19 protein-coding genes and 1 tRNA gene are annotated in these 22,663 nt (G+C 65.1%); 8 read left to right on the top strand and 12 right to left on the bottom strand.

Annotation, left to right across the window (positions count from 1 at the left end):
• Nucleotides 1–74: 74 nt before the first annotated feature.
• On the top strand, nt 75–578 hold the full coding sequence (gene msrB / locus EN874_RS11775; RefSeq protein ID WP_127424901.1) for a peptide-methionine (R)-S-oxide reductase MsrB: 504 nt from the start codon (nt 75–77) through the stop codon (nt 576–578).
• Between the two features lie 190 nt (nt 579–768).
• Here the strand turns inward: msrB and EN874_RS11770 are convergent, their stop codons facing one another.
• Together EN874_RS11770 and EN874_RS11765 are read right to left on the bottom strand one after the other, a co-directional pair.
• The gene (locus EN874_RS11770; RefSeq protein WP_127424900.1) at nt 769–2,373 is read right to left on the bottom strand and encodes a DHA2 family efflux MFS transporter permease subunit; all 1,605 of its coding nucleotides are present in this window, start codon (nt 2,371–2,373) and stop codon (nt 769–771) included.
• Between the two features lie 132 nt (nt 2,374–2,505).
• Nucleotides 2,506–3,690, bottom strand: a complete 1,185-nt coding sequence (locus tag EN874_RS11765; protein WP_127424899.1) for an HlyD family secretion protein — start codon at nt 3,688–3,690, stop codon at nt 2,506–2,508.
• A 135-nt stretch (nt 3,691–3,825) separates the two neighbouring features.
• On the opposite strand from EN874_RS11765, the gene EN874_RS11760 reads away from it, so the two are divergent.
• Nucleotides 3,826–4,524: a TetR/AcrR family transcriptional regulator gene (locus EN874_RS11760; RefSeq protein WP_127424898.1), complete on the top strand. Its 699-nt coding sequence runs from the start codon at nt 3,826–3,828 to the stop codon at nt 4,522–4,524.
• A 216-nt stretch (nt 4,525–4,740) separates the two neighbouring features.
• The gene (locus EN874_RS11755; RefSeq protein WP_127424897.1) at nt 4,741–7,149 is read left to right on the top strand and encodes a DNA translocase FtsK; all 2,409 of its coding nucleotides are present in this window, start codon (nt 4,741–4,743) and stop codon (nt 7,147–7,149) included.
• Nucleotides 7,150–7,217: 68 nt separating this feature from the next.
• Here EN874_RS11755 and yihA read toward each other — a convergent pair whose 3' ends face one another.
• From yihA to rpmH, 5 genes are all read right to left on the bottom strand, one after another.
• Entirely contained in the window at nt 7,218–7,889 is a 672-nt protein-coding gene (gene yihA, locus EN874_RS11750; protein WP_127424896.1) for a ribosome biogenesis GTP-binding protein YihA/YsxC, read from the bottom strand.
• On the bottom strand, nt 7,886–8,524 hold the full coding sequence (locus tag EN874_RS11745) for a CatB-related O-acetyltransferase (protein ID WP_127424895.1): 639 nt from the start codon (nt 8,522–8,524) through the stop codon (nt 7,886–7,888). Before EN874_RS11745 ends, yihA begins: the two co-directional genes overlap by 4 nt.
• Before the next feature lie 269 nt (nt 8,525–8,793).
• Nucleotides 8,794–10,614, bottom strand: coding sequence for a membrane protein insertase YidC (yidC, locus tag EN874_RS11740; RefSeq protein ID WP_127424894.1), 1,821 nt, complete (start codon nt 10,612–10,614; stop codon nt 8,794–8,796).
• Nucleotides 10,615–10,621: 7 nt separating this feature from the next.
• The gene (gene rnpA, locus EN874_RS11735; RefSeq protein WP_127424893.1) at nt 10,622–10,975 is read right to left on the bottom strand and encodes a ribonuclease P protein component; all 354 of its coding nucleotides are present in this window, start codon (nt 10,973–10,975) and stop codon (nt 10,622–10,624) included.
• Between the two features lie 16 nt (nt 10,976–10,991).
• A complete protein-coding gene (gene rpmH, locus EN874_RS11730; protein WP_008833937.1) occupies nt 10,992–11,126 on the bottom strand; it encodes a 50S ribosomal protein L34 in 135 nt (44 codons plus the stop codon).
• Between the two features lie 255 nt (nt 11,127–11,381).
• On the opposite strand from rpmH, the gene EN874_RS11725 reads away from it, so the two are divergent.
• The 4 genes from EN874_RS11725 (at nt 11,382) to EN874_RS11710 (ending at nt 14,235) form a co-directional block, all read left to right on the top strand.
• On the top strand, nt 11,382–12,875 hold the full coding sequence (locus tag EN874_RS11725) for a HAMP domain-containing sensor histidine kinase (RefSeq protein WP_127424892.1): 1,494 nt from the start codon (nt 11,382–11,384) through the stop codon (nt 12,873–12,875).
• A gap of 181 nt (nt 12,876–13,056) precedes the next feature.
• Nucleotides 13,057–13,133: transfer RNA gene (locus EN874_RS11720), tRNA-Arg, on the top strand.
• Nucleotides 13,134–13,383: 250 nt separating this feature from the next.
• On the top strand, nt 13,384–13,656 hold the full coding sequence (locus tag EN874_RS11715; protein WP_126086578.1) for a hypothetical protein: 273 nt from the start codon (nt 13,384–13,386) through the stop codon (nt 13,654–13,656).
• Nucleotides 13,657–13,860: 204 nt separating this feature from the next.
• Nucleotides 13,861–14,235: an AraC family transcriptional regulator gene (locus tag EN874_RS11710; protein ID WP_245513530.1), complete on the top strand. Its 375-nt coding sequence runs from the start codon at nt 13,861–13,863 to the stop codon at nt 14,233–14,235.
• Between the two features lie 120 nt (nt 14,236–14,355).
• On the opposite strand, the gene EN874_RS11705 is transcribed toward EN874_RS11710, so the two are convergent.
• From EN874_RS11705 to EN874_RS11695, 3 genes are all read right to left on the bottom strand, one after another.
• Nucleotides 14,356–15,132, bottom strand: a complete 777-nt coding sequence (locus EN874_RS11705; RefSeq protein ID WP_127424891.1) for an alpha/beta hydrolase — start codon at nt 15,130–15,132, stop codon at nt 14,356–14,358.
• Between the two features lie 98 nt (nt 15,133–15,230).
• Nucleotides 15,231–16,277: an alpha/beta hydrolase gene (locus EN874_RS11700; RefSeq protein WP_127425042.1), complete on the bottom strand. Its 1,047-nt coding sequence runs from the start codon at nt 16,275–16,277 to the stop codon at nt 15,231–15,233.
• Between the two features lie 73 nt (nt 16,278–16,350).
• The gene (locus EN874_RS11695) at nt 16,351–16,767 is read right to left on the bottom strand and encodes an organic hydroperoxide resistance protein (RefSeq protein ID WP_127425041.1); all 417 of its coding nucleotides are present in this window, start codon (nt 16,765–16,767) and stop codon (nt 16,351–16,353) included.
• Between the two features lie 251 nt (nt 16,768–17,018).
• Here EN874_RS11695 and EN874_RS11690 point away from each other — a divergent pair, with 251 nt between their 5' ends.
• Complete coding sequence (locus EN874_RS11690; RefSeq protein WP_245513531.1) at nt 17,019–19,844, top strand: winged helix-turn-helix domain-containing protein; 2,826 nt, start codon at nt 17,019–17,021, stop codon at nt 19,842–19,844.
• A gap of 129 nt (nt 19,845–19,973) precedes the next feature.
• Here EN874_RS11690 and EN874_RS11685 read toward each other — a convergent pair whose 3' ends face one another.
• Complete coding sequence (locus tag EN874_RS11685; protein WP_127424889.1) at nt 19,974–21,152, bottom strand: MFS transporter; 1,179 nt, start codon at nt 21,150–21,152, stop codon at nt 19,974–19,976.
• Nucleotides 21,153–21,174: 22 nt separating this feature from the next.
• Nucleotides 21,175–22,473 (bottom strand): FAD-binding oxidoreductase, encoded by a 1,299-nt coding sequence (locus EN874_RS11680; RefSeq protein WP_245513532.1) that lies wholly within the window; start codon nt 22,471–22,473, stop codon nt 21,175–21,177.
• Nucleotides 22,474–22,663 lie beyond the last annotated feature (190 nt).

Here is a 22,663-nt window from a genome sequence, read left to right as displayed (position 1 = left end):
GTGCTGGGACCGTCACCGGCTTTTGATTTTCCGGCGGCGCCATAGTTTGTAACAAGACGTCAGGAGCAAAGGCCATGAACCGTCGCGACTTTCTCTGGAGCGGTGCCGCCGCCACTGCCCTCATCATGGGAACCGGAGCGGCGTTGCGCATGGGCGGCGCCAAGCCGGCTCTGGCCGCCGAGACATTCCAGGTCGTCAAGACCGACGCCGAATGGCACGCCATCCTTTCGGATGCCGCCTTCGACGTGCTGCGCAGGGAGGGCACTGAATATCCCGGCACCAGCCCGCTGCTCAACGAGCACCGCAAGGGCATCTTCGCCTGCGCCGGCTGCGACCTGCCGGTCTATCCGTCGGAGACGAAGTTCGATTCCGGCACCGGCTGGCCGAGCTTCTGGCAGGAGATCCCCAACGCCATCGGCAAGACCGAGGACCGCTCGCTCGGCATGACCCGCACCGAGGTCCACTGCCGGCGCTGCGGCGGCCATCTCGGCCATGTCTTCGACGACGGCCCGCCGCCCACCGGCTTGCGCCACTGCATCAACGGCGTGGCGCTGAGCTTCAAGCCGGCTGCGGCCTGAAGCCGTCTCTCCCGGAGCGGTTCAGCTTTTCGCAGGATCGCTGATCCGCTCTAAACATTCGTTTTTGCGCAATTCCGGACGGAAAACTGCCACGCACTTTTCCTGGGATTGCTCCAAAGAAATGACCCCGGAAATCGACGACGATTTCCGGGGTCACACGTTGAGGACGCCAGGCGGGGGTTCCGGCTCCTCAATGGCCTCCGCCGCCACCGCCGCCCTGCTGGGCCGGCTTGCTGATGAACAGCACGAAGAAGCCGAGCGTCGCGAATAGCGCCGTCAGCAGCATGAACACGTCCATGAAGGACAGCAGCGCCGCCTGCTGCTGCACCATTCCGGACAGTTTCGAGATCGCCGCGCTCGTGGCGTCGAGGCCCGCGGTCTGCTCGAAGTTCAGCGTCATGTTCTGCAGCTTCGTCTGCGCGGCCTCGCTGCCCCACTGCACGTGCTCGGACAGCCGCGCATAGTGGAAGGCGTTGCGATTGATCAGCACCGTGTTGATGATCGCCAGGCCGACGGCGCCGCCCAGGTTGCGGGTCAGGTTGAACAGCCCGGACGCGTTCTTCAGCCGCTCCGGCGGCAGCGTGCCGAGCGCGATGTTGTTGATCGGCACCATGCACAGCATCATCGAGCAGCCGCGCAGGATCTGCGGGATGAGCAGCTCCCAGAAATCCCAGTCGGCGGTCAGATGCGTCATCCACCAGGTGCCGGTGGCGAAGCCGAAGAAGCCGACCATCATCATCACCCGCAGGTCCATCTTGCTCGACAGGATGCCGGAGATGGGCGCGGTGAAGAACATCGCCAGGCCGCTGACGAACAGCGCCTCGCCGATCATCATCGAATCGTAGCCGCGGATGCGCCCCAGGAACACCGGATAGAGATACGTGAGCCCGTAAAGGCCGATGCCGACGACGAACGAGAACAGCGAGCCGAAGGCGAAGTTGACATTGCTGAAGGCCCTGAGGTCGACGATCGGCTCCTCGGCGGTGAAGACGCGCCAGAAGAATATGACCGCGCCGATGGTCATGATGATGGCGCAGGCGAACACCGCCGGCTCCTGCAGCCAGTCGTGGTTAGGGCCTTCCTCCAGCACATACTCCATGCAGCCGAGGAAGGCGGCCATGCCGACCAGGCCCCACCAGTCGAACTTCGAGAACAGCTTGAGGTTGGGCTTGTCGAAATCGATCAGCGCCCAGGCCGCGGTCGCCACCAGTATCCCGGGCACGACGTTGATCAGGAACAGCCAGTGCCAGGACATCGCGTGGCTGATGTAGCCGCCGACCGTCGGGCCGATGGTCGGCGCCAGCGTCGCCACCAGGCCGATCATCGGCGAGACGACGGCGCGGCGCGACGGCGGGAAGATGGTGAAGGCGGCCGCGAACACGCTCGGGATCATGCCGCCGCCGATAAAGCCCTGGATGGCGCGGTAGACGATCATCTGGTCGATGTTGGTGGCGGTCGCCGCAAGCGCGCTTGCCGCGGTGAAGCCGGCGGCGGCAATGGTGAACAGCACGCGCGTCGACAGCATGCGGCTGAGGAAGCCCGACAGCGGGATCATCACCACCTCGGCGATCAGGTAGGCGGTCTGCACCCACGGGATCTCGTCGGAGCTGGCGCTGAGGCCCGCCTGGATCTCGGCCAGCGATGCCGAGACGATCTGGATGTCGAGGATCGCCATGAACATGCCGAACACCATCGCCAGGAAGGCGATGACGCGGCGCACCGGCATGTGGTCGGCCGGTGCGGCGGCTGCCGGCCGTGCCGGCGCCGATCCTGCGGTGATGGTTGCGGTTGCCATGTCATGGCCTCCCTAAGGCAATTCCAGGAAACGCGCGTAGCGGTCTTCCGTACGCAATTGCGTCGAGACAAATACCAGGCAGGCGGGGCGGCTCGGCGCTCGATCGGCCACCGGGCCGCCCCCCAAAACTGCTCAGTTGGTCGTCGAGGCCGGCGCGGTGCGGCTGTCGGCGGCGACGACGACGCTCAGGCCGGCTCGCAGCTTGCCGGTCTTCAGCACGTCGGCCGGCACGTCGATGCGCACGGGCACGCGCTGCACGACCTTGGTGAAGTTGCCGGTGGCATTTTCCGGCGGCAGCAGCGAGAACACCGCGCCCGACGCCGGCGCCAGCGACGAAACCGTGCCCTCGAAGGTCTGGCCGTCGATCGCGTCGACCGTGATGCGGACCTTCTCGCCGGGCACCAGCCGGCCAAGCTGCGTCTCCTTGAAATTGCCGACGATGTAGAGCTTGTCCATCGGCACGACGACGGCGAGCTTCTGGCCGGGGCTCACGAGGTCGCCCTGCTCGACCGAGCGGTTGCCGACAACGCCGTCATAAGGCGCCTTGAGCACGGTGAAGGAAAGGTCGCGCTGGGCCTTGTCGCGGGTCAGCTGCAGCGAGGCGAGCGTGCTCGCCTGCTCCGCGCGCTGCGCTTCGAGCACGCCGATATTGGCCTGCGCCGCGGTGATCTGCGCGTCGGCGCCGGCAAGCGCGGCCTTGGCCTGGTCGAGCGCCGTCTGGGCGTCGTCCAACTGCGCCTGCGTGCCGACATGGGTCTTGACCAGCTGCGCCGCGCGAACCTGCGCGCGCGCCGCATTGTCGGCCGCCGCCTGATCCGCGATCTTCTGCGCCGCGGCCTGCGCCAGCGAGGCCTGCGCCGCCTTGGTCTGCGCGTCGATGCGGTCGAGCGTCTTCGCCAGCGTAGCGATCTGCGCCTCGGCCTGGGCAACCGCTATCTTGTAGTCGCCGTCGTCGATGACGAACAGCGGATCGCCGGCCTTGACCCTCTGGTTCTCGCTCACCAGCACCTTATCCACATAGCCGGAGATTTTCGGCGACACGAACGACATATCGGCCTGGACATAGGCATCGTCGGTGGAGATCATGAACCGGCCGTCGGTCCAGTAGTTGTAGCCATACCAGGAGCCGGCGCCGAGGAGGGCAAGCCCGATGATCGGCAACAGAAACGAGCGGACCGAGCGCTTCTTCTTGGCCGGCGCCTCGACAGGCGCGACGGGAGCGGGCTGGACGGGCAGTTCCGGCGCTTCGGTCGACGGCTGGACCCTGGCGTTGGGAAACGTGCGGACTTCGGCGGTAGCGGGCGCGTTCGAGGACATGATAATCTCTCTGGGTAAAGTCAGTCAGACTGAACCGTTCGGTTCGAATTGGTCATTGACATAATACGGAAAGAGGCCCATATCAAGTGCAAATCGAACCGCTTGGTTCGAAATATTTCGTGAGGTGTGACTTTAATGGTCGAAACGACAGCGGATAGCGATCTGCTCGACCTGCGCAAAGGCCGTCCGGCGGCAGGGCAGGATCCGGTCAAGCGGGCCCAGATCATCGAAGGCGCGCGCCGCGTCTTCATAGACAAGGGTTTCGAGGCCGCGTCGATGAACGACATCACGCGCGAGGCCGGCGTGTCGAAGGGCACGATCTACGTCTATTTCGCCAACAAGGAAGAGCTGTTCGAGGCCCTCATCGAGGAAGAGCGCGGCACCATCTTCAAGAACATGTACGAAGTGCTCGACCATTTCGACGACCTGCGCAAGACGCTGGTGAAGTTCGGCATGGTGCTGTCGTCAAAGATCACCTCGGCCAAGGTCATCCAGGCGCAGCGCACGGTGGTCGGCGCCTCCGACAGGATTCCCGAGCTTGGTGCCCGCTTCTACGAGCGTGGGCCGAAGCGCGGCCACGACAAGGTCATGGTCTTCCTCAACGAAGCCGTCGAACGCGGCCTCTTGAAGATCGACGATGTCGACCTCGCCGCCTACCAGTTCACCGAGCTGTGCTTGGCCGGCCTGTTCCGCCAATGTATCTTCTCCTATCGCACCAAGGCGCCGAGCCAGGCCGAGATCGAGCATGTCGTCCGCTCCGGCGTGAACGTCTTCCTCAAGGCCTACGGCACTGAAAAGCTTGAGGCGGAAGAGCAGGTGTCGGAACCGGCGTGAAAGCTCGAAGCGCGATGGCGAAGGATCGCGGCGTGCGTTCACCGACGCTGCGCGCGCATCGCCTGGACAGGCCTCCATGCCCGCCGGGAACGTCCTTCTTCCCGCCCGAATCGACCCGTCGATCGGCACTTTCGCGGCACCTCCGGAAGAGGTTGTTAACCATCGGTTCCTATGTCTCGGGACACGTTTGTTCGACGAATCTCGAGTGTGACACCCATGCGTTTCTCCCGTGCCAATCCTTCCGGCGTCTCTGCCTATGGCGACAACGACGACAGCCGTCCGGAAGACGCGCAGCACCATGGCGCGGCTCCAGTACCGCAAGGGCAAACGGGCCAGGTCGTCACGCTGCGAGCCGCCGTTGAATCGAACGCCGCCGATTCGGCCGGCGACGAATTCGGCCCTCCGGCCTGGCAGCAATATTTCTTCCTCGCGCCCAATGTGCGGTTCACCCGCACGCCGGATGCCGACAAGCGGCCCGCATCGCAACCGGATGATGAAGCGCCGGGCAAGGCGATGGCTCCGCGCGGCGATTCCGTCCGGCCCACGCCTGCGGCACCCCAGCCGGCCAATCCCGCCCGAGCAATTCCCGTTGCGGCCTCCACAGCTCCGGCCGGGCAGCCGCAGGCCGTCGCCGCGCCGCGGGCGGCAGCGCCTTCGGCGCAAAAGCCGCAGCCGCCGAAATTTCGCTGGTCCTACCTTTCCGACGATGCGTTTTTCGAGTTCAGCATGCCCTTGCTCGCCGAGCGCCTGGCGCGGGCACGCCTGAACGAGCCGGCGCAGCCGGCCGTTCCGTTACTGGCACACGTTGCTCCGAAGGCGCAGCCGAGACAGTCCCGCCCCATCGGCGAGGCAACGTCGTTCTACCGCGTCATCGAATGGCGCTCGAACGGGCACTCCGCGGGCTTGGCCCCGGTGACGGCACCGGCCGGCCCGCGCGCCGTCCAGCCCGCCCCAATGGAGATTGAACAGCGCGTGCCGGAAGCGGCCGTCGCCGCGCCGGTTTCCAAGCCAAGGAGCGACCGCCGGACGGCGCCGTCCCTGCCTGTCGCCGGCAAGGTCACGTCGCCGGCAGCTTCGGCCGGCTACGCGCTTCCCGCCGAGGATCTGCTGCAGATGCCGCCGGTGGGCCAGGGCTTCTACATGTCGCAGGAGCGGATGGAGCAGAACGCCGACCTGCTCGAAAGCGTGCTCGAGGATTTCGGCGTCAAGGGCGAGATCATCCACGTACGGCCGGGTCCGGTCGTCACCCTCTATGAGTTCGAGCCGGCGCCGGGCGTGAAATCCAGCCGCGTCATCGGGCTGGCCGACGACATCGCCCGCTCAATGTCGGCCATCTCGGCGCGCGTCGCCGTCGTGCCAGGCCGCAACGTCATCGGCATCGAACTGCCCAACGAAACACGGGAGACGGTCTATTTCCGCGAGCTGATCGAATCGGCCGGCTTCCGCAACACGTCCTGCAAGCTGGCGCTCGGCCTCGGCAAGACGATCGGCGGCGAGCCGGTCATCGCCGACCTGGCCAAGATGCCGCATCTGCTGGTCGCGGGCACCACCGGCTCGGGCAAGTCGGTCGCCATCAACACCATGATTCTCTCGCTGCTCTACCGGATGAAGCCGGAGGAATGCCGCCTGATCATGGTCGACCCCAAGATGCTGGAACTGTCCGTCTATGACGGCATCCCGCATCTGCTCACGCCCGTGGTCACCGATTCCAAGAAGGCGGTCACCGCGCTCAAATGGGCGGTGCGCGAGATGGAGGAGCGCTACCGCAAGATGGCGCGCCTCGGCGTGCGCAACATCGACGGTTACAACCAGCGCGCCGCAAGCGCCCGCGACAAGGGCGAGGTCGTGGTCATGCAGGTGCAGACAGGCTTCGAGAAGGGCACGGGCGAACCGCTGTTCGAGGAACGGGAGATCGACCTCGCGTCGATGCCCTACATCGTCATCATCGTCGACGAGATGGCCGACCTGATGATGGTGGCCGGCAAGGAGATCGAAGGCGCCATCCAGCGGCTCGCGCAGATGGCCCGCGCCGCCGGCATCCACCTGATCATGGCCACGCAGCGCCCGTCGGTCGATGTCATCACCGGCACCATCAAGGCCAATTTCCCCACCCGCATCTCCTTCCAGGTGACGTCCAAGATCGACAGCCGCACCATCCTCGGTGAGCAGGGCGCCGAGCAGCTGCTCGGCCAGGGCGACATGCTGCACATGGCCGGCGGCGGGCGCATCGTGCGCGTGCATGGCCCCTTCGTCTCCGACCTGGAGGTGGAGCACGTCGTGGCGCATCTGAAGGCGCAGGGGCGCCCGGAGTATCTCGACACCGTCACCGCCGACGAGGAAGCGGAGGAAGATCAGGCCGACGCGGGTCCGGTCTTCGACAAGGGCTCGATCGACGCCGAGGATGGCGACGCCCTCTACGAGGAAGCCGTCAAGGTGGTCAAGCGCGACAAGAAATGCTCGACCTCCTACATCCAGCGCCGCCTCGGCATCGGCTACAACCGCGCCGCCTCGCTGGTCGAACGCATGGAGAAGGAAGGCCTGGTCGGCGTCCCCAACCACGTCGGCAAGCGCGAAATCCTGGCCGGCCGGCGGGACCACGCGCCGGAACGCGACGAAACGGCCTGAGCAGGATAGTCAAGCCGGCGGATGCGGCTTTCGTCCTGTCTTGTCTGGCTGCGACGTTCCGGCGGACGTCAGCCGCCGTTCGCCACCAGCGCGATCGCCGCGCGCAGCTCGTCGAGCCCAGCGGCCTTTTCCGACGAGGTCGCCAGGACCGCCGGAAAGGCCGCAGGCCGTTTCTTGATCCTGGCCAGCGTCTCCTCGATCAGCTTCGGCACGCCGGCCGCCTTGATCTTGTCGGTCTTGGTCAGCACGATCTGGTAGGACACCGCCGCCTTGTCGAGCAGCGACAGCACTTCCTCGTCCTTGGCCTTGATGCCGTGGCGGGCATCGATCAGCACATAGACGCGCTTCAGCGTGACGCGTCCCTGCAGATATTCGAAGATCAGCTTCGTCCAGGCGTCGACCTTGTCCTTCGGCGCGCTGGCGTAGCCGTAGCCCGGCATGTCGACCAGCGCCATCGGCGGCAGGTCGGCGCCGTCGCCGGAGAAGCCGTCCGGCACGAAATAGTTGAGCTCCTGCGTGCGTCCCGGCGTGTTCGAGGTGCGCGCCAGCCCATTCTGGCCGACCAGCGCGTTGATCAGCGACGACTTGCCGACATTGGAGCGGCCGGCAAAGGCGATCTCCGGCGGTCCCTCCGGCGGCAGGAACTTCATCGACGGCACGCCGCGGATGAAGATCCACGCGCGGGTGAACAGCTCCGGACTTATCGCGGTTTCGTTCGTGGTTCTATCCGGCGCGTTCAAACCGCGGCCTCCAGCTTTGAAATGTCGGCGCCACGGATGGCGTCGAGGTTGCGGCCGATCCTGTCGACCGGCCAATCCCACCAGGCCGCCTTCAACAGCCGCCGCGCCGTAAACTCGTCGAAGCGCATCTTCACCACCTTGGCCGCGTTGCCGGCGACGATCGCATAGGGCGGCACGTCGTGCGTGACAACCGATTTCGCCGCGACGATGGCGCCGTGGCCGATCTTCACGCCCGGCATGATCACCGCGTCCATGCCGATCCAGACATCGTTGCCGACCACCGTGTCGCCACGGATCTCCCTCGACCATGTCTCAGGGTCGAAGCCTTCCTCCCAGCCATGGCCGAAAATGTTGAACGGGTAGGTCGAGAAGCCCGACATCGCGTGGTTGGCCCCGTTCATGATGAAGCGCGCGCCCTCGGCGATGGCGCAGAACTTGCCGATGATCAGCCTGTCGCCGATGAAGGGATAGTGGTGCAGCACGCATTTCTCGGCGAATTTGTCGGGACCGTCGGGGTCGTCGTAGTAGGTGAAGTCGCCGATCTCGATGTTCGGCGCGGTGACCAGCGGCTTCAGGAAGCCGACGCGCGGATGCATCGCAATCGGATGCTTGAGGTGGGGATTGGGTCCGGTCATTGGCTGCTCCGTCCGCCTTGCAGCGATAGCGGAGCTTATATGGACATGCGGCTGTGCGGTCTACCCGCGCAACCGGGATCCTGCGAAGCAGCGCGGGACCCCGGCCTGCCGGACGGCCTCCCAAACACCGGCGTCGTCGCACCGGAAGCCGTCCCGGCCTTATGGGGAGGACCGAAAGAATCTACGAGGAATGCCCGGCCCGAGTTTCCGGCGACGACAAAAAACCCCGGGCAGGCCCGGGGTTTTCGTTGTCGGTGATGTGACGCCGGCTACTCCGCCGGCGATGGTTTCTTGCGGAACATCGCCGCCAGATTGTCCCACAATTCGATCTTGGCGCCCTGGCGCTTCATGATCACGCCCTGCTGCAGGATCGAGAGCAGGTTGTTCCAGGCCCAGTAGATGACGAGGCCGGCGGGGAAGGAGCCCATCATGAAGGTGAAGATCACCGGCATCCAGGTGAACACCGCGGCCTGCGTCGGGTCCGGCGGCGCCGGGTTCATGCGCATCTGCAGGAACATGGTGATGCCCATCACCACCGCCCAGGCGCCGAGATGCGGCAGGAAAGCCGGCGGCGCGAAAGGCAGCAGGCCGAACAGGTTGAACACCGAGGTCGGATCGGGCGCCGCAAGGTCGTGGATCCAGCCGAAGAACGGCGCATGCCGCATCTCGATGGTGATGTAGAGCACCTTGTAGAGCGAGAAGAACACCGGAATCTGCAGCGCCACCGGCCAGCAACCGGCCAGCGGATTGATCTTCTCGGTCTTGTAGAGCTCCATCATCGCCTGCTGCTGCTTCATCTTGTCGTCCGCGTATTTCTCGCGGATTTCCAGCATCTTCGGCTGCACCTTCTTCATGTTTGCCATCGAAGCGTAGGACTTGTTGGCCAAAGGGAAGAAGATGGCCTTGACGATGATGGTGGTGGCCAGGATCGCCAGCCCGAAATTGCCGAAGAATTTGTAGAGCGTGTCGATCAGCCAGAACATCGGCTTGGTGATGAAGTGGAACCAGCCCCAGTCGATCAGGAGGTCGAAGCGCTTGATGTGGCGGTCTTCCTCGTAGGCGTTGATCTTGGCGACTTCCTTGGCACCAGCGAACACTTCAGTCTCGACCGTCGCGGACTGGCCGGCATCGACGTTGATCGCATCGGTCAGGAAATCGGACTGATAGCGGTGGCGGCCGTCCTCGAAATAGGCATAGCGCGGCTGGAACGGCTGCTTTTCGGTCGGCACCAGCGTCACCGCCCAGTATTTGTCGGTGATGCCGAGCCAGCCATCGGTCGACTTGCCGGGCTGGAACTGCTTGTCCTTCTCGATCGCCGCGTATTTGTGTTCCTGCAGGCCTTCGGTGCCGGTATAGCCTATCAGGCCCTCATGCAGCACATAGGTGCTGGCGACGGCCGGCTTGTCGTAGCGGGTGACGCGGCCGTAGTTGAACAGCGAGACGGGGACGCTGCCCGAATTCTGCACGGTATCGGAGACGGTGAACATATAGTCGTTGTCGACCGAGATGGCGCGCTTGAAGGTCAGGCCCTTGTCGTTGGTGTAGGTGAGCGTCACCGGCGTCGTCGGCGTCAGCGTCGGATTGCCGTCCACCGTCCACACCGTCTCCGCGCCCGGCACCGCTCCGGTCTTGTCGTTGCCGACGAAGCCGATCTCGGCGAAATAGCCGTTGGGCAGTGACGAGGGGTTGAGCAGCTCGATCTCGGGCGAGTTCTTGTCGACCGTCTCGCGATAGTGTTTCAGCCTCAGGTCGTCGAGGCGCGCGCCGGTGAGGTTGATCGAGCCTTCGAGGCTCGGCGTGTCGACCTTGATGCGCTTCGACGCCGCAACCGCCTGATCGCGGCCGGCCGCCGTGACGGCCTCGCTTCCCGGCACGCTCGGAACGCTGCCCGGCGCCGGAGCCTGAGTGCCAGCCGCGCCGGAATTGGCGGCGCCGCCCGCTTCCTTCTTCTGCGCCTCGGCGCGCTGCTGCTCGATGCGGGCCTGCTCGCGCTGCTGCTCCATGCGCGGGTTCATGTAGAACACCTGCCACAGCGTCAGGATCAGCACCGACAGCGCGATGGTGATGAAGAAATTGCGGTTGTTTTCCATCGAGAGCCTATCGTGTTCCGCGCAGCCGGCGGGAGAGCTCGGCCTTCAACTGGCCGAACGGAATGGCAAGCACGTCTTCGCGCCCGACGATGACATAGTCATTGCCGGGCGCCATGTCATCGGCGGCATGCGTTCGCACGGCTTCTCTGAGCCGCCGCCGGACGCGGTTGCGCACCACGGCGTTGCCGACCTTCTTGGTGACGGTGTAGCCGACGCGCGGCGAAAGGTCGTCGCCGCGGTCGAGAACCTCGACGAGAAAAAGCCGCCCGCGGCGCTTCTCGCCGCCGCGCACAGCCAGGAAATCCGCGCGTTTCAGAAGCCGCCCGGGAGTTTTCCCCTTTGGCTTGCCGGTTGCGGGCAACGATCTCGTCTTTCGTTCAGGCGCTTAGCCGCTTGCGGCCGCGATTGCGGCGGGCTGCGACGACGCCGCGGCCACCCTTGGTGGCCATGCGGGCACGGAAACCGTGCCGGCGCTTGCGGACGAGTTTGGACGGTTGGTAGGTACGCTTCATTTGTTTTAATACCGCGGCGTGCGGCCCTTCTTGATTCTGTCACTCTGTAACAGGAGCTTTGCCGGGCCGGTTTTAGGCGCGATCGAAACCGCGCCGGGACGGATGGCCCGAGCGTGAGCGGGCTTATAGAAAGAAGGATTTTGGAAGTCAATCCGGCCTGCCCAGAGGCATTTTTCATGAGGCCAAGGGTGAAATTGGCAAAAAAGCCGCAAATCGCATAACCTTGTCCGATCAAGCCTTCGTGAAAACCGCGTCATGACGAGTGAAGTCCTGTCCACGGATGAAAAGGCACGCCCGGCGGAAGCGAGTTCTCCGCGGCGGGTGCCGCTGTCGCGCGGCCTGTCGACAAAGCTTCTGCTTCTCACCATCGTCTTCGTGCTGCTCGCCGAAATCCTGATCTTCCTGCCCTGGATCGCCAGCTACCGCGTGAACTGGCTGAAGGAGCGGCTGAGCACCGCCGCCGCCGTCTCGATCGTTCTGTTGCAGGGCGAGCCCAACTCGCTGTCGCATGCCGCCCAGAACGACGTGCTGATGGCGATCGGCGCCAAGGCGATCGCGGTGCGCGACGGCGGCGTCTCGCGACTGCTGGTCGTGGCCGACATGCCGCCGAAGGTCGACGAGCATGTCGACATCGCCAATGTCGGGCTGGTCAACGGCATGACAGGCGCGCTGGAAACGCTGTTCGCCGGCGGCAACCGCATGCTGCGCGTCTTCGGTCCGGTCGGCGACAGCGACAAGGAATTCGAGCTGATCATGCCGGATCGCAGCCTGCGCAACGCGATGCTGCGCTATTCGCGCAACGTCGCCGTTGTCTCGCTGCTGATCTCGCTGTTCACCGCCATGCTCGTCTATGCGGCGATCGACCTGATCATGATCGGCCCGATCCGCACCATGACGCGCTCGATCCTGTCCTTCTCCGAAGCGCCGGACGATCCCGGGCGCATCATCTGCCCGACCGAGCGCGCCGACGAGATCGGGGTGGCCGAGCGCGAGCTGGCGCAGATGCAGGACCGGCTGCAGAAGATGCTCTCCGAGCAGAAGCACCTCGCCGACCTCGGGCTTGCCGTGTCGAAGATCAACCACGACATGCGCAACATCCTTGCCTCCGCGCAGCTGATGTCGGACCGCCTGCGCCAGGTGAAGGACCCGACCGTGCAGGCCTTTGCGCCGAAGCTCCTGCGCGCGCTCGACCGCGCCGTCGCCTATTCGGAAGGCGTGCTGGCCTATGGCCGCACGCAGGAGCCGGCGCCGTCGCGCCGGCGCCTCAGGCTGCGTCAGCTGGTCGACGACGTGCACGGCCTGCTCGACATCGAGGAAGGCATCGAGTTCATCAATGCCGTCGAGCTCACCTTCGAGGTCGACGCCGATTCCGACCAGCTGTTCCGCGTGCTCACCAATCTCTGCCGCAACGCGGTGCAGGCGATGGCCGCCGATACCGAGAGCGCGGTGGTGCGCCGGCTCGCCGTCTCGGCCGAGCGGCTTGGCAGCGTCAGCCGCATCACGGTGACGGATACCGGCCCCGGCCTGCCACCCAAGGCGCGCGAGAACCTGTTCGCCGCCTTCCGCGGCTCGGCGCGCAGCGGCGGCACCGGCCTTGGCCTTGCGATCGCCCATGAGCTGATCCGCGCCCATGGCGGTACGGTGGAGCTGGTCGAATCGATCGGCGGCCGCACCGTCTTCGCCGTCACCATCCCCGACCAGCCGGTGCGGCTGGACCAAGCGCGCGGAAGTTTGCGTCGACCGGCTTGACGCTCAGGTGAGGCCGGCCTGACCTGAATCTCGACACACCTCGAGATTGGCGAAAGCGCCTGCGACAAAACTTTTGCCGGATCGGCTTGCTTTTCCGAAATTCAGTCGTTAGGGAACACTCCACATCGCGGCCGGCCGTCTCGACCGGATCGCGGGGCTTGTGTCACACACGGCCTGTTGCGCGCCCGTAGCTCAGCTGGATAGAGCACCAGACTACGAATCTGGGGGTCAGGAGTTCGAATCTCTTCGGGCGCGCCATTCAGCCTAAGCAGCTGATCCATAAGGCTCCTCGAGCGCGGCCGCCCGAACAAAAGATAGAACTGTTTGCAGTAGCCAATTCGGGTTCGGCGGCGAATATCGGCCCGCGTGAGGGGGAACGCGCAGTTTTGACCCTAAGCGGAAGAGCTCGTTGCCAATTTACAGCCCAGCACAAACGGAGCACCTTGGGCCTTGCGAGATGGAGCGCGGCCTCTGATACGGCCGTCGGCGTCGTCGCAGGGAGGATGCCATGCCAACGATCATCGGCCATCACAACATCACAAAGGGCGCGAGACACTGGCTTACGTCACCGAAGCGGGAGGAGCTTTTCGGTCCGCTGGGGGTGACCAACATTCGAACGTTTGTTGATCCTGAAGATCCCACTCGCGTGGCGGTGATGATGGACGTTCCGGATATGAATGCCTTGCAGGCGGCGATGCAGAGCAAGGCGGCCGCCGAAGCGATGGCCTTCGACGGTGTTGTTCCGGAGTCCCTGGTGATCCTTGTGGAATCGAACGGGTAATCGCTCCGCCGGTAGGCTCCTGCTGTTCAAACGTCGCTGACCGCGGGAATTGCGGCGGCGGTTCGCTGGCATCTGCCATGATGATCCGATTACGAATTGGCACATGGCTGAAAGGGTGCAGTCCAACCGAAGGCTGGCGGCAATCCTCGCCGCGGACGTGGTCGGCTATTCGCGGATGACCGGCGCAGATGAGGCGGCGCCAGGATGCGCCACATCACCTCCAGCCAGGGTCGGGTGGCCCAGGTCGGCCGCGCCATCGCCTGGATCGGGACGAACTTCCGGGAACGTTTCAGCATCGAGCGGCTTGCCGCGGAAGTGGGCATGAGCCGGTCGAGCCTGCATGAGCATTTTCGCGTCGTGACGGCGATGACGCCGCTGCAATTCCAAAAGCAGCTCAGGCTGCAGGACGCGCGCAGCCTGATGCTGGTCCAGGACATCGACGCCACGACCGCAGCCTTCCGCGTGGGTTACGAAAGCCCGTCGCAGTTCAGCCGCGAATATCGCCGCCACTTTGGAGAACCGCCGGCGCGCGACATAGCCCGGCTGCGCGCTTCGCCGGGCCTGGCGGTGGTGGCTTGAGTTCAGCCCGCCGATGTCGGCGCATTTAGTCCAAATAGCGCCCTTGGACCTTGCCCGGGCGAGGCCCGGGCAAAAATTCAATCACTTCCGACCCACCTTGGGGCGGTCATCACGACCGCTTCATTGTGAAGCCTTCGCAGCGGCCTTCTCGATAAGCCGCGCCACTGGTTCAGGGTGCGACACCATCACCACATGCGAGGCGCCCTTGATGACCACGGTATCCCGTGAATGGGCCCGTGCAGCCATGAATGCCAAGGCTTCGGCCGGTATGTTCTTGTCGCGGTCTCCGTAGATGAACCAGGCCGGAAGCTTCTTCCACGCCGCTTCGGTTTGGATTTCGTTCAAAGCGGCTTCCTCGATGGGCCTCTGCGCCGCGGCCATCAGCCTGGCTTCGGCTTCGGGGACGTCGGCGGCGAACTGCTCGTGGAATTTGTCCTGCTGGATGTAGAGGTCCTTCCCACCGCTCGACAGGGTGACCGGCGGCGCCAGCGTCGGACCGAGCGAGCTGCCGGGAAATTTGCCGGCGAGCTGCGCGGCTGTCTCGCCCGCATCCGGCGCGAAGGCCGCGACATAGACCAGCGCCCTGACAGTCGCATGGCCGTCGGCGGCTTCGCTGATAACCGAGCCGCCGTAGGAATGCCCGACGAGGACCACAGGCGATTTGATGGAGCCAAGGACGTCGGCGACGTAGCCGGCGTCATTTTTGACGCCACGCAACGGATTGGCGACAGCCACGACGGGATAGCCATCCTTCTCCAGGATCTTGACGACGCCGTTCCAGCTCGACGAATCCGCGAACGCGCCGTGAACCAGAACGATGGTGGGTTTGTCGGCCTGCGCGTACGCATTGCTGAAAGAGGCACTGGCGATCGCCAGGGCTGCAAGCAGTGTTTTCATCTGGGTGTCCTTTAAGAGCGTGTTCGTTTGAATGTCTTGGTTGAACTGCGGCGCAAGCCCGCGTGAAGACGTAGTCGTGACCCTGATCGCGCGAGCGGCTAGAACCGGTCGACGTCGATGACCGCCTGGGCGAAGGCCTGTGGCGCCTCCTGCGGCAGGTTGTGCCCGATGCCGCCCGTGATCAACCGGTGCTCATACTTGCCCGAAAATCTCTTGGCGTAGACGCTGGGGTCCGGATGCGGCGCGCCATTGGCGTCACCTTCCATCGTAATCGTCGGCACACCGATCGTCGGAAACATGGCGAGCTGTTTTTCCAGGTCGTCGTATTTGGCTTCGCCTGAGGCCAGGCCAAGGCGCCACCGGTAATTGTGGATGACGACGTCGACATGATCCGGATTGGCGAAGGCAGCCGCGCTGCGCGCGAAAGTGGCGTCGTCGAATGTCCATTGCGGGGACGCGAGCCGCCAGATCAGCTTGGCGAAGTCGTCGGTGTTTTTCGCGTAGCCCGCACGGCCGCGCTCGGTGGCGAAATAGAACTGATACCACCATTGCAACTCGGCCTGCGGCGGCAGCGGCGCCATGTTGGCCGCCTGGCTGCCGATCAGATATCCGCTGACCGACACCATGGCCTTGCAGCGCTCCGGCCACAGCGCGGCGACGATATTGGCGGTCCGCCCGCCCCAGTCATAGCCCGCGACGACCGCCGTCTGGATGCCGAGCGCATCCATCAAGGCGATGACGTCGGCGGCGAGCGCCGCCGGCTGGCCGTTTCGGACGGTGGCGTCCGACAGAAAGCGTGTCGTGCCATAGCCGCGCAGATAGGGAATGATCACACGGTATCCTGCGTCCGCAAGCAACGGCGCGACATCGACATAGCTGTAGATGTCATAGGGCCAGCCGTGCAAAAGGATGACCGGAGGGCCGCCCGCGGGGCCGTCCTCGGCATATCCGACGTTCAGCAGGCCCGCGTCGATTTGCTTCAGGGAGGCGAACGAGGTCCTGGGCTGTGTGGTGCCGGAGGCGGTGGCGTCCGTCCGGTCGCCTTGCGCGCTCACGCCGCCGATCGCGCCGAGTTGCGCAGCCGCGAAGGTCGCAGCGGCGATGCCGAACAGGCGCCGGCGGGAATGGTCGATTTCTTCCGGGATCTTGGTTGCGTTCATTGGTGCACCGCCTTGCTGTGAGGTTTGGCCAGGACCGACCCCGAGGGTCGGGATGACATTAGATGAGGTTGATTTCGACCACGATGTTGCCGCGTGTGGCCTTCGAGTAGGGACAGGTCTGATGGGCTGCATCGACCACCGCTCGCGCGACGTTGCGGTCGAGACCCGGCAGGCTCACATTGAGGCGCGCGCCGAGGGAGTAGGCGCCTTCGTCGACGTTGAGGTCCACCTCCGCGTCGATTGCCGTTCCAGCAGGCAGCGCGACGTTCATCCTGCGAGCGGCGATCGCCATCGCGCCCTCGAAGCAGGCCGACCAGCCCGCGGCAAACAGCTGTTCCGGATTGGTGCCGCTGCCCGGGCCTCCGGGCGGCGAGAGCCGGATGTCCAGCCTCCCGTCGGAGCTCCGGGATGCCCCGTCCCGACCGCCGGTGGTGCGGACTTTGCCGGTGTAGAGTCGTTTTGTTTGTGCGAGCATGATCATTCTCCGTTAGTCGACAGCCTTGCTGCTTCGACACATAGAGAGAGGTCGCCCCGCTGGCCCGTTATGCGTTATGAGGAAGTGTTAGTGCCAGCCAGCAGCACCTCTCAGAGCAGAGTTACCGTCATGTCCCGCCGCGGATCGCCGCTTGGCGCGACGGGTCTGTCCCGAGGGATCTGCGAGCCGGGACAGTCCTCAGTCAGGCGAAGGATGACTCCATGATACGGTCGGAGCCGCGGACAACCGACATGATTTCGTTTGGTCCTTTCACCCTGGTTGTGAACGAACGGCTCCTGCTGCGCCAGGGCGTGCCGGTTGATCTTGGCGCACGCGCCTTTGACATCCTGACCACTTTGGCTGCCCGCCCGAACGAGGTCGTCAGCAAGAAGGATCTGCTGGCTCATGTCTGGCCCGATGTCACCGTGGAGGAGGGCAGCCTGCGATTTCACATGGCCAACCTGCGAAAGGCGTTGGGCGACGGCAAGGACGGCGCGCGCTACATCGCGACCCTGGCCGGACGAGGCTACTGCTTTGTGGCGCCGGTCTCGCGATCGGGCGGTCGGAAAGATGTGCCCGGCGAGGTCGTCGACAGCTATCCGCACGCCAGTCTGCCAAACCGGCTCGTCCGCATGGTGGGGCGGACCGATGATGCTGTCGCGCTGTCAACCCGGCTCATTGCAACGCGCTTCGTCACAATCGTTGGCACGGGTGGGGTCGGCAAGACGACTGCCGCGGTGGCAGTGGGGCATGATCTGGTCGAGGCCTTCGCCGGCGCCGTGCATTTCGTCGATCTGGGCGCGCTCGGCGATCCAAACCTGGTTGCGGCGACGGTGGCCTCGACACTCGGGTTGTCGCCGCAGTCCGACGACGCCATCTCCGAGTTGATCGCCTATCTCGCGGGGCGGCGGATCCTGCTGATCCTCGATACCTGCGAGCATGTCATCGACGCGGCCGCAGAGCTGGCAACCCGCATCTTCGCCGCGACGCCGCAGGCTCACATCCTCGCGACGAGCCGCGAGCCGCTTCTTGTCGAAGGGGAGCACGTCTACAAGCTGGCGCCGCTGGCATGCCCGCCGGACGATCCCGAGCTCACGGTATCGGTTGCGCAGGGCTTCCCCGCGACCCAGCTGTTCGTGGAACGCGCCGCGGCGAGCGGCGCTCGCCTCGATCTCGACGACGCGGATGCCATGGTCGTGGCCAAGATGTGCCGGAAGCTCGACGGCGTGCCGCTCGCGATCGAGCTGGCCGCCGGACGGGTTGCAAGCTACGGCCTTCAGCAGACCGCGGCCCTTCTCGAGGAACGGCTGACCCTGCTGTGGCCGGGCAAGCGCACGGCCCCGCCGCGCCAGAAGACCCTGCAGGCCACTTTGGACTGGAGCTTCGGGCTTCTGTCCGAGTTCGAGCGTCTGGTGCTTTGCCGGCTTGCCGTGTTCGTCGGCCACTTTTCGATCGAGGCCGCGCTGGCGATCGTGACGAGCCCCGCCGTCGACGAGGCTTTGGTGTTTGGTGCCATCGACAGCCTCGTGGCCAAGTCGATGGTCGCGGCACGGCCGGCCGGCGCAACGATGCGGTATAGGCTGCTCGATACCACGCGGGCCTATGCCCTCCAGCTTGAGGTCCACGATGCCGAGCTCGCGGAGCTGGCCGCCCGCCACGCTACCTACTACCTGCGATGGCTGGAGGAGACTGGAACCGAGTGGTCGACCTTGTCGAGTGCGGCACAGCGGGCTCTTCATCTCGCCGGCCTTGCGAATGTGCGAGCGGCCCTGGAATGGTGCTTCGGGCCCGGCGGGAACACCCGGCTCGGCATCCGGCTTGCCACTGCCGCGGCTCCGGTCCTCCTGTCGATGTCCCTGCTCACCGAATGCCGCCGCTGGACTGCCCAGGCAATTCTTGCCCAAGACGGCACGCATGGCGGGCCCGACGAGATGCGTCTTCAGGCGGCCTCGGGTGTGTCCCTGATGTTCACGCGCGGAGGACAGGACGCGGCGCGTGTGGCATTGAACAGAAGCCTGGCCATTGCCGAGGAACGCGGCAATGCGCTCGATCAGCTCCAGGTTTTGGGCCCATTGCAGATGTTCCACCTCCGCACCGGAGGGTTCAGGACGGCGCTCGGCTACGCGGAGCGCTGTTCCGTCATCGCCGGCACCCTCGAAGATTCCGTCTCCACGACACTGGCGCATTCGTTGATGGGGATTTCGCTCCATCTGAACGGAGAGCATGGCCGTGCGCGGACGGCGCTCGAGGAGGCGTTGCGGTACGGGCCACGTTCTGACCGGACCACGACGAACTATCTCGGCTTCGATGGCGGAATTCTCGCCGGCGCGATCCTGGCAAGGACGCTCTGGCTGCAAGGCCATCCCGATCGGGCCGTCGAGCGCGCGCTGCTGACCGTCAAGGACGCGGAAGCCTTGGACCATCCGCTGACGCTCGCCATCGCCCTGGTCTGGGCTGTCACCGTGTTCGTTTGGGTCGGCGATCTCGACCGCGCGGAGGAGCACCTGAATCGTCTTTTCTCCTGCGCCGAGCTGCATGCTCTCGGGCCTTACCTCGCCGTCGGGCGCGGCCTCCAAGGAGAACTCGCCATTCGTCGAGGCGATGCGGAAAGCGGGGTTCGGAGCCTGCAAGGCGCTCTCCAGGACCTTCACGCCGCCCCGTATGAACTGCTGACAACCCCGCTCAGCATTGCGCTCGTTCAGGGCCTCGCCGCGACGGACCGGCCCGCCGAAGCCCTGGCGCCGATCGACGAGACGATCCGATCGGTCGAGGCGAATGGGGATCTTTGCTATATGCCGGAGTTGCTGCGCGTAAAGGGAAACCTTGTTCGCGCAACGAAGCCCGGTGCCGATGACGAAGCGCAATTGTATCTTCGGCGGTCGCTCGAAATGAGCCGCGATCAGGGCGCGCGCGGTTGGGAGCTGCGTGCCGCGATCGACCTGGCGACCCTTCTGGCCGCCCGCAGCCAGCACGAAAGCGCCCGCGCTCTGCTCCAACCGCTGTTCGAGCGTTTCGCGGATGGCCCGGATTCGGCCGATCTGAAGTCTGCCGCACGCCTGTTGGCGACGCTGCGTTAAAGCAATTCCAGGAAAAGTGTGAGCGGTTTTCCGTCCGGAATTGCGTAAAAACAAATACTTAGAGCGGATCAGCGATTCTATGAATTGCTGAAACGCTCTATGAGGGCCGGAACAGGCTGTCGCCGAGGTTCAATTGGCCTGCGTTGCCGCCCGCGCCGGCAGGAGCAGCCGGCGTTCGAACTCCCACAGCAGGATCGGACACGCCAAAAGGGCGGCCGAACCGAGGCCGAGGGCTGCGCCGGCGCTGCCGGCCCAAAGCGCAAACTTGCCGCCGAGCCAGGGCGCGACGAGCATCGTGGCGTAGTACACCGTGTAGAACAGGCCCATTCCAAGCGCCCGCGTCGACGGTGTCAGGGCGCGTGTCGGCAGGCTCATGATCGCTCCGGCCGGCAGGCCGCAGACCAGGCCGAGCGCAATCAGGGTGGGCAGCGTCTCGGAACCGCGCCACAGCGCGAGAACCAGCGCCGCGAAGGCGAGGCAGCCGGCCGCCAGCATGGCATTGCGGCTCCCGGTGCGGTCCGCGAGGTAGCCGCCGATTGGAACGGACAGCGCGGCGAGCCACAGCACGATGCTGACCGCGGAGCCGGCCGCGGCGGTTGACCAGCCGCGTTCGACCAGCATTGACGGCGCGAAACTGAAGATCATGGCGAACCCGACATTGTAGAAAGCCCATATCGCGCCTGCCAGCAGCACGGCCCAGCCGGCCGTCTTTGCCAGCCGCGAGGCTTCCGCCGAAGCCGGGGCGGCGGTCTGGCTGGGCCGCCTGTAGAAAAGCCCCACCAATGCAAGCGCCGCTGCGATGAGTGCCATCACCGCGATCTGCGTCCCCGCTATGCCGAATTCCGCCTGGATCAGCGGCAGCACGAGAAGCGTGAGGGCAATGCCAATCGGCCATGAGTTGATAAAGATCGCCATTGCCGTGGCGATCTGGCGGCCGGCGAACCAGTCGACGACCATCTTGGTCATCAGCACGTTCAGCAGGACGCCGCCCACGCCGGAAATCAGCCTGCCGGTGATCTGCACGCTCCATGAAGACGAGGCGCACAGCAGGATTTCCCCCGCCAGCATCAGCGCCAGGCCGGCGAGCACGACCGCCTTGTCGCCGAAGCGCTTACCGATCGCGCCGCCGGGAAGCGCGAGCGCAACGCCCGGCGCGAAGTAGAGGCCGATGAGCACGCCGATATCGGCGAGGTTGGCGTTGAGGTCCTTGCCCAGTTCCGGCGCAATGGCCGCGATGCTCTGGAACTGCACCGCCATCGCCGCCCGGGCGACAAAGAGCACGACAAGGATCGTCCAGCGACTGCGCACGGCTTTCCTCACGGGATTGGAATTATCCAGGCCTGATATTCTGGTTCAACCGGAAGAAATTGGTCGGGTCGTATTGCTTCTTGACGGCGGCGAGGCGCGCATAATTTGCGCCGTATGCATCACGAACGCGCTCGTCACCCTCGTCGCCGAGATTGTTGGCATAGACGCCGCCGGTGGAGAATGGCCTGACCGCATTCCACAGGTCGCGCGCCCAGCTTATGTTTGCCTCGTCATCGGCCGGATTGTCCCAGATGGCGATCGGGAAGCAGTCAAGCGCCGCATCGCGATTGGCGTAGGGCGAGTGCGACGCGGGCACGCGCGCGATCGCTCCGCCGACCTGTTGGAACACCAGCAGGGACGAGCGATTGGGAGCTCTCGCGTAGCTGTCGAGCAGCGCGTCGATCGCACCATCGCTGATCTCGCGCAGGAACTGCGCCTTCCAGTAATAGCGTCGTCCGCGGGGAAAGAGGCTGTCGCCCGCCGATTGAATCTGGAGATAGGGAACGGCTTGCTGGCGGCTTTCGATGGGGGATCCGAATTTCATCAGCGGCGCGATGACGGGCTCGCCGGCTTCGGGTGGCCCGACATAGCAGGCCGAGATGCTGAAGGCACGGTCGCCCGAGGGCAGTGTGACGAGCGCGGCGTCGACGCTCACCTCATCGGGGGCATCGTGGGAGAATTTGTCGTAGAACCGCATGGCCGCGCGCGCGTGATCGTAGGCGTGGAGCACCGAGCCGACGAGCAGGGCCGGGCCGAGCGGGTGCAGCCGGTATTCGAACGCCGTCACGATGCCGAAATTGCCGCCGCCGCCGCGCAAGGCCCAGAACAGATCGGGGTGCTCGCCGGCGCTTGTCCGCAACAGCCGTCCGTCGGCTGTCACAATTTCGGCCGCGTTCAGATTGTCGCAGCTCAGGCCGTGCTTGCGCCCGAGCTTGCCGAAGCCTCCACCGAGCGTCAGGCCGGCAATGCCGGTGTCGCTGTTGACACCCATGGTCGTCGCGAGGCCGTGGGTCTGCGTGGCGGCGTCGAACTCGCCGAGGTTCAGACCGGCTTCGGCCCTGGCGACGCGACGCTCGGGATCGACGACGATCTTCTTCATGCGCGACAGATCGATCACGATGCCGTCGTCGCAGACGGACAGGCCCGCGACGTTATGGCCGCCGCTACGAACCGCCACGAGACAGCCTTGTGCCCTGGCATAGGTGACGGCACGGACGACGTCATCGGGATCGGCGCAAAAGACGATTGCGGCGGGGCGTTTGTCGATCGCCCCGTTCCAGACGCTGCGCGCCTGCTCGTAGGCAGCGTCCGTCGCCAACACCAATTCGCCTCGCAAGCCCTGCCGCAGCTGTTCGATCGCCGCGCCCGGAGGATTGGGTCGGCCCGATCGCGCCTCGGTCTGTCGTGGGATCTCCATCATTGTCACCCCCGGTTCCTGCAGGGACCATGGTCTCACAGGAACGCAACCTTCCGCAAAAGCGAAATTCTCGGCTGCTGGATGAGAAGAATTC

Source organism: Mesorhizobium sp. M1D.F.Ca.ET.231.01.1.1, from assembly GCF_003999155.2.
GTDB lineage: Bacteria > Pseudomonadota > Alphaproteobacteria > Rhizobiales > Rhizobiaceae > Mesorhizobium.
This window is presented reverse-complemented; position numbering and strand designations above follow the sequence as displayed.

What these genes read in the sequence shown, in the direction of transcription:
- msrB (WP_127424901.1), top strand. Translation starts at nt 75, where the DNA reads ATGAACCGTCGCGACTTTCTCTGGAGCGGTGCCGCCGCCACTGCCCTC.
- EN874_RS11770 (WP_127424900.1), bottom strand. Translation starts at nt 2,373, where the DNA reads ATGGCAACCGCAACCATCACCGCAGGATCGGCGCCGGCACGGCCGGCA.
- EN874_RS11765 (WP_127424899.1), bottom strand. Translation starts at nt 3,690, where the DNA reads ATGTCCTCGAACGCGCCCGCTACCGCCGAAGTCCGCACGTTTCCCAAC.
- EN874_RS11760 (WP_127424898.1), top strand. Translation starts at nt 3,826, where the DNA reads ATGGTCGAAACGACAGCGGATAGCGATCTGCTCGACCTGCGCAAAGGC.
- EN874_RS11755 (WP_127424897.1), top strand. Translation starts at nt 4,741, where the DNA reads ATGCGTTTCTCCCGTGCCAATCCTTCCGGCGTCTCTGCCTATGGCGAC.
- EN874_RS11745 (WP_127424895.1), bottom strand. Translation starts at nt 8,524, where the DNA reads ATGACCGGACCCAATCCCCACCTCAAGCATCCGATTGCGATGCATCCG.
- yidC (WP_127424894.1), bottom strand. Translation starts at nt 10,614, where the DNA reads ATGGAAAACAACCGCAATTTCTTCATCACCATCGCGCTGTCGGTGCTG.
- rpmH (WP_008833937.1), bottom strand. Translation starts at nt 11,126, where the DNA reads ATGAAGCGTACCTACCAACCGTCCAAACTCGTCCGCAAGCGCCGGCAC.
- EN874_RS11725 (WP_127424892.1), top strand. Translation starts at nt 11,382, where the DNA reads ATGACGAGTGAAGTCCTGTCCACGGATGAAAAGGCACGCCCGGCGGAA.
- EN874_RS11715 (WP_126086578.1), top strand. Translation starts at nt 13,384, where the DNA reads ATGCCAACGATCATCGGCCATCACAACATCACAAAGGGCGCGAGACAC.
- EN874_RS11710 (WP_245513530.1), top strand. Translation starts at nt 13,861, where the DNA reads ATGCGCCACATCACCTCCAGCCAGGGTCGGGTGGCCCAGGTCGGCCGC.
- EN874_RS11705 (WP_127424891.1), bottom strand. Translation starts at nt 15,132, where the DNA reads ATGAAAACACTGCTTGCAGCCCTGGCGATCGCCAGTGCCTCTTTCAGC.
- EN874_RS11695 (WP_127425041.1), bottom strand. Translation starts at nt 16,767, where the DNA reads ATGCTCGCACAAACAAAACGACTCTACACCGGCAAAGTCCGCACCACC.
- EN874_RS11690 (WP_245513531.1), top strand. Translation starts at nt 17,019, where the DNA reads ATGATTTCGTTTGGTCCTTTCACCCTGGTTGTGAACGAACGGCTCCTG.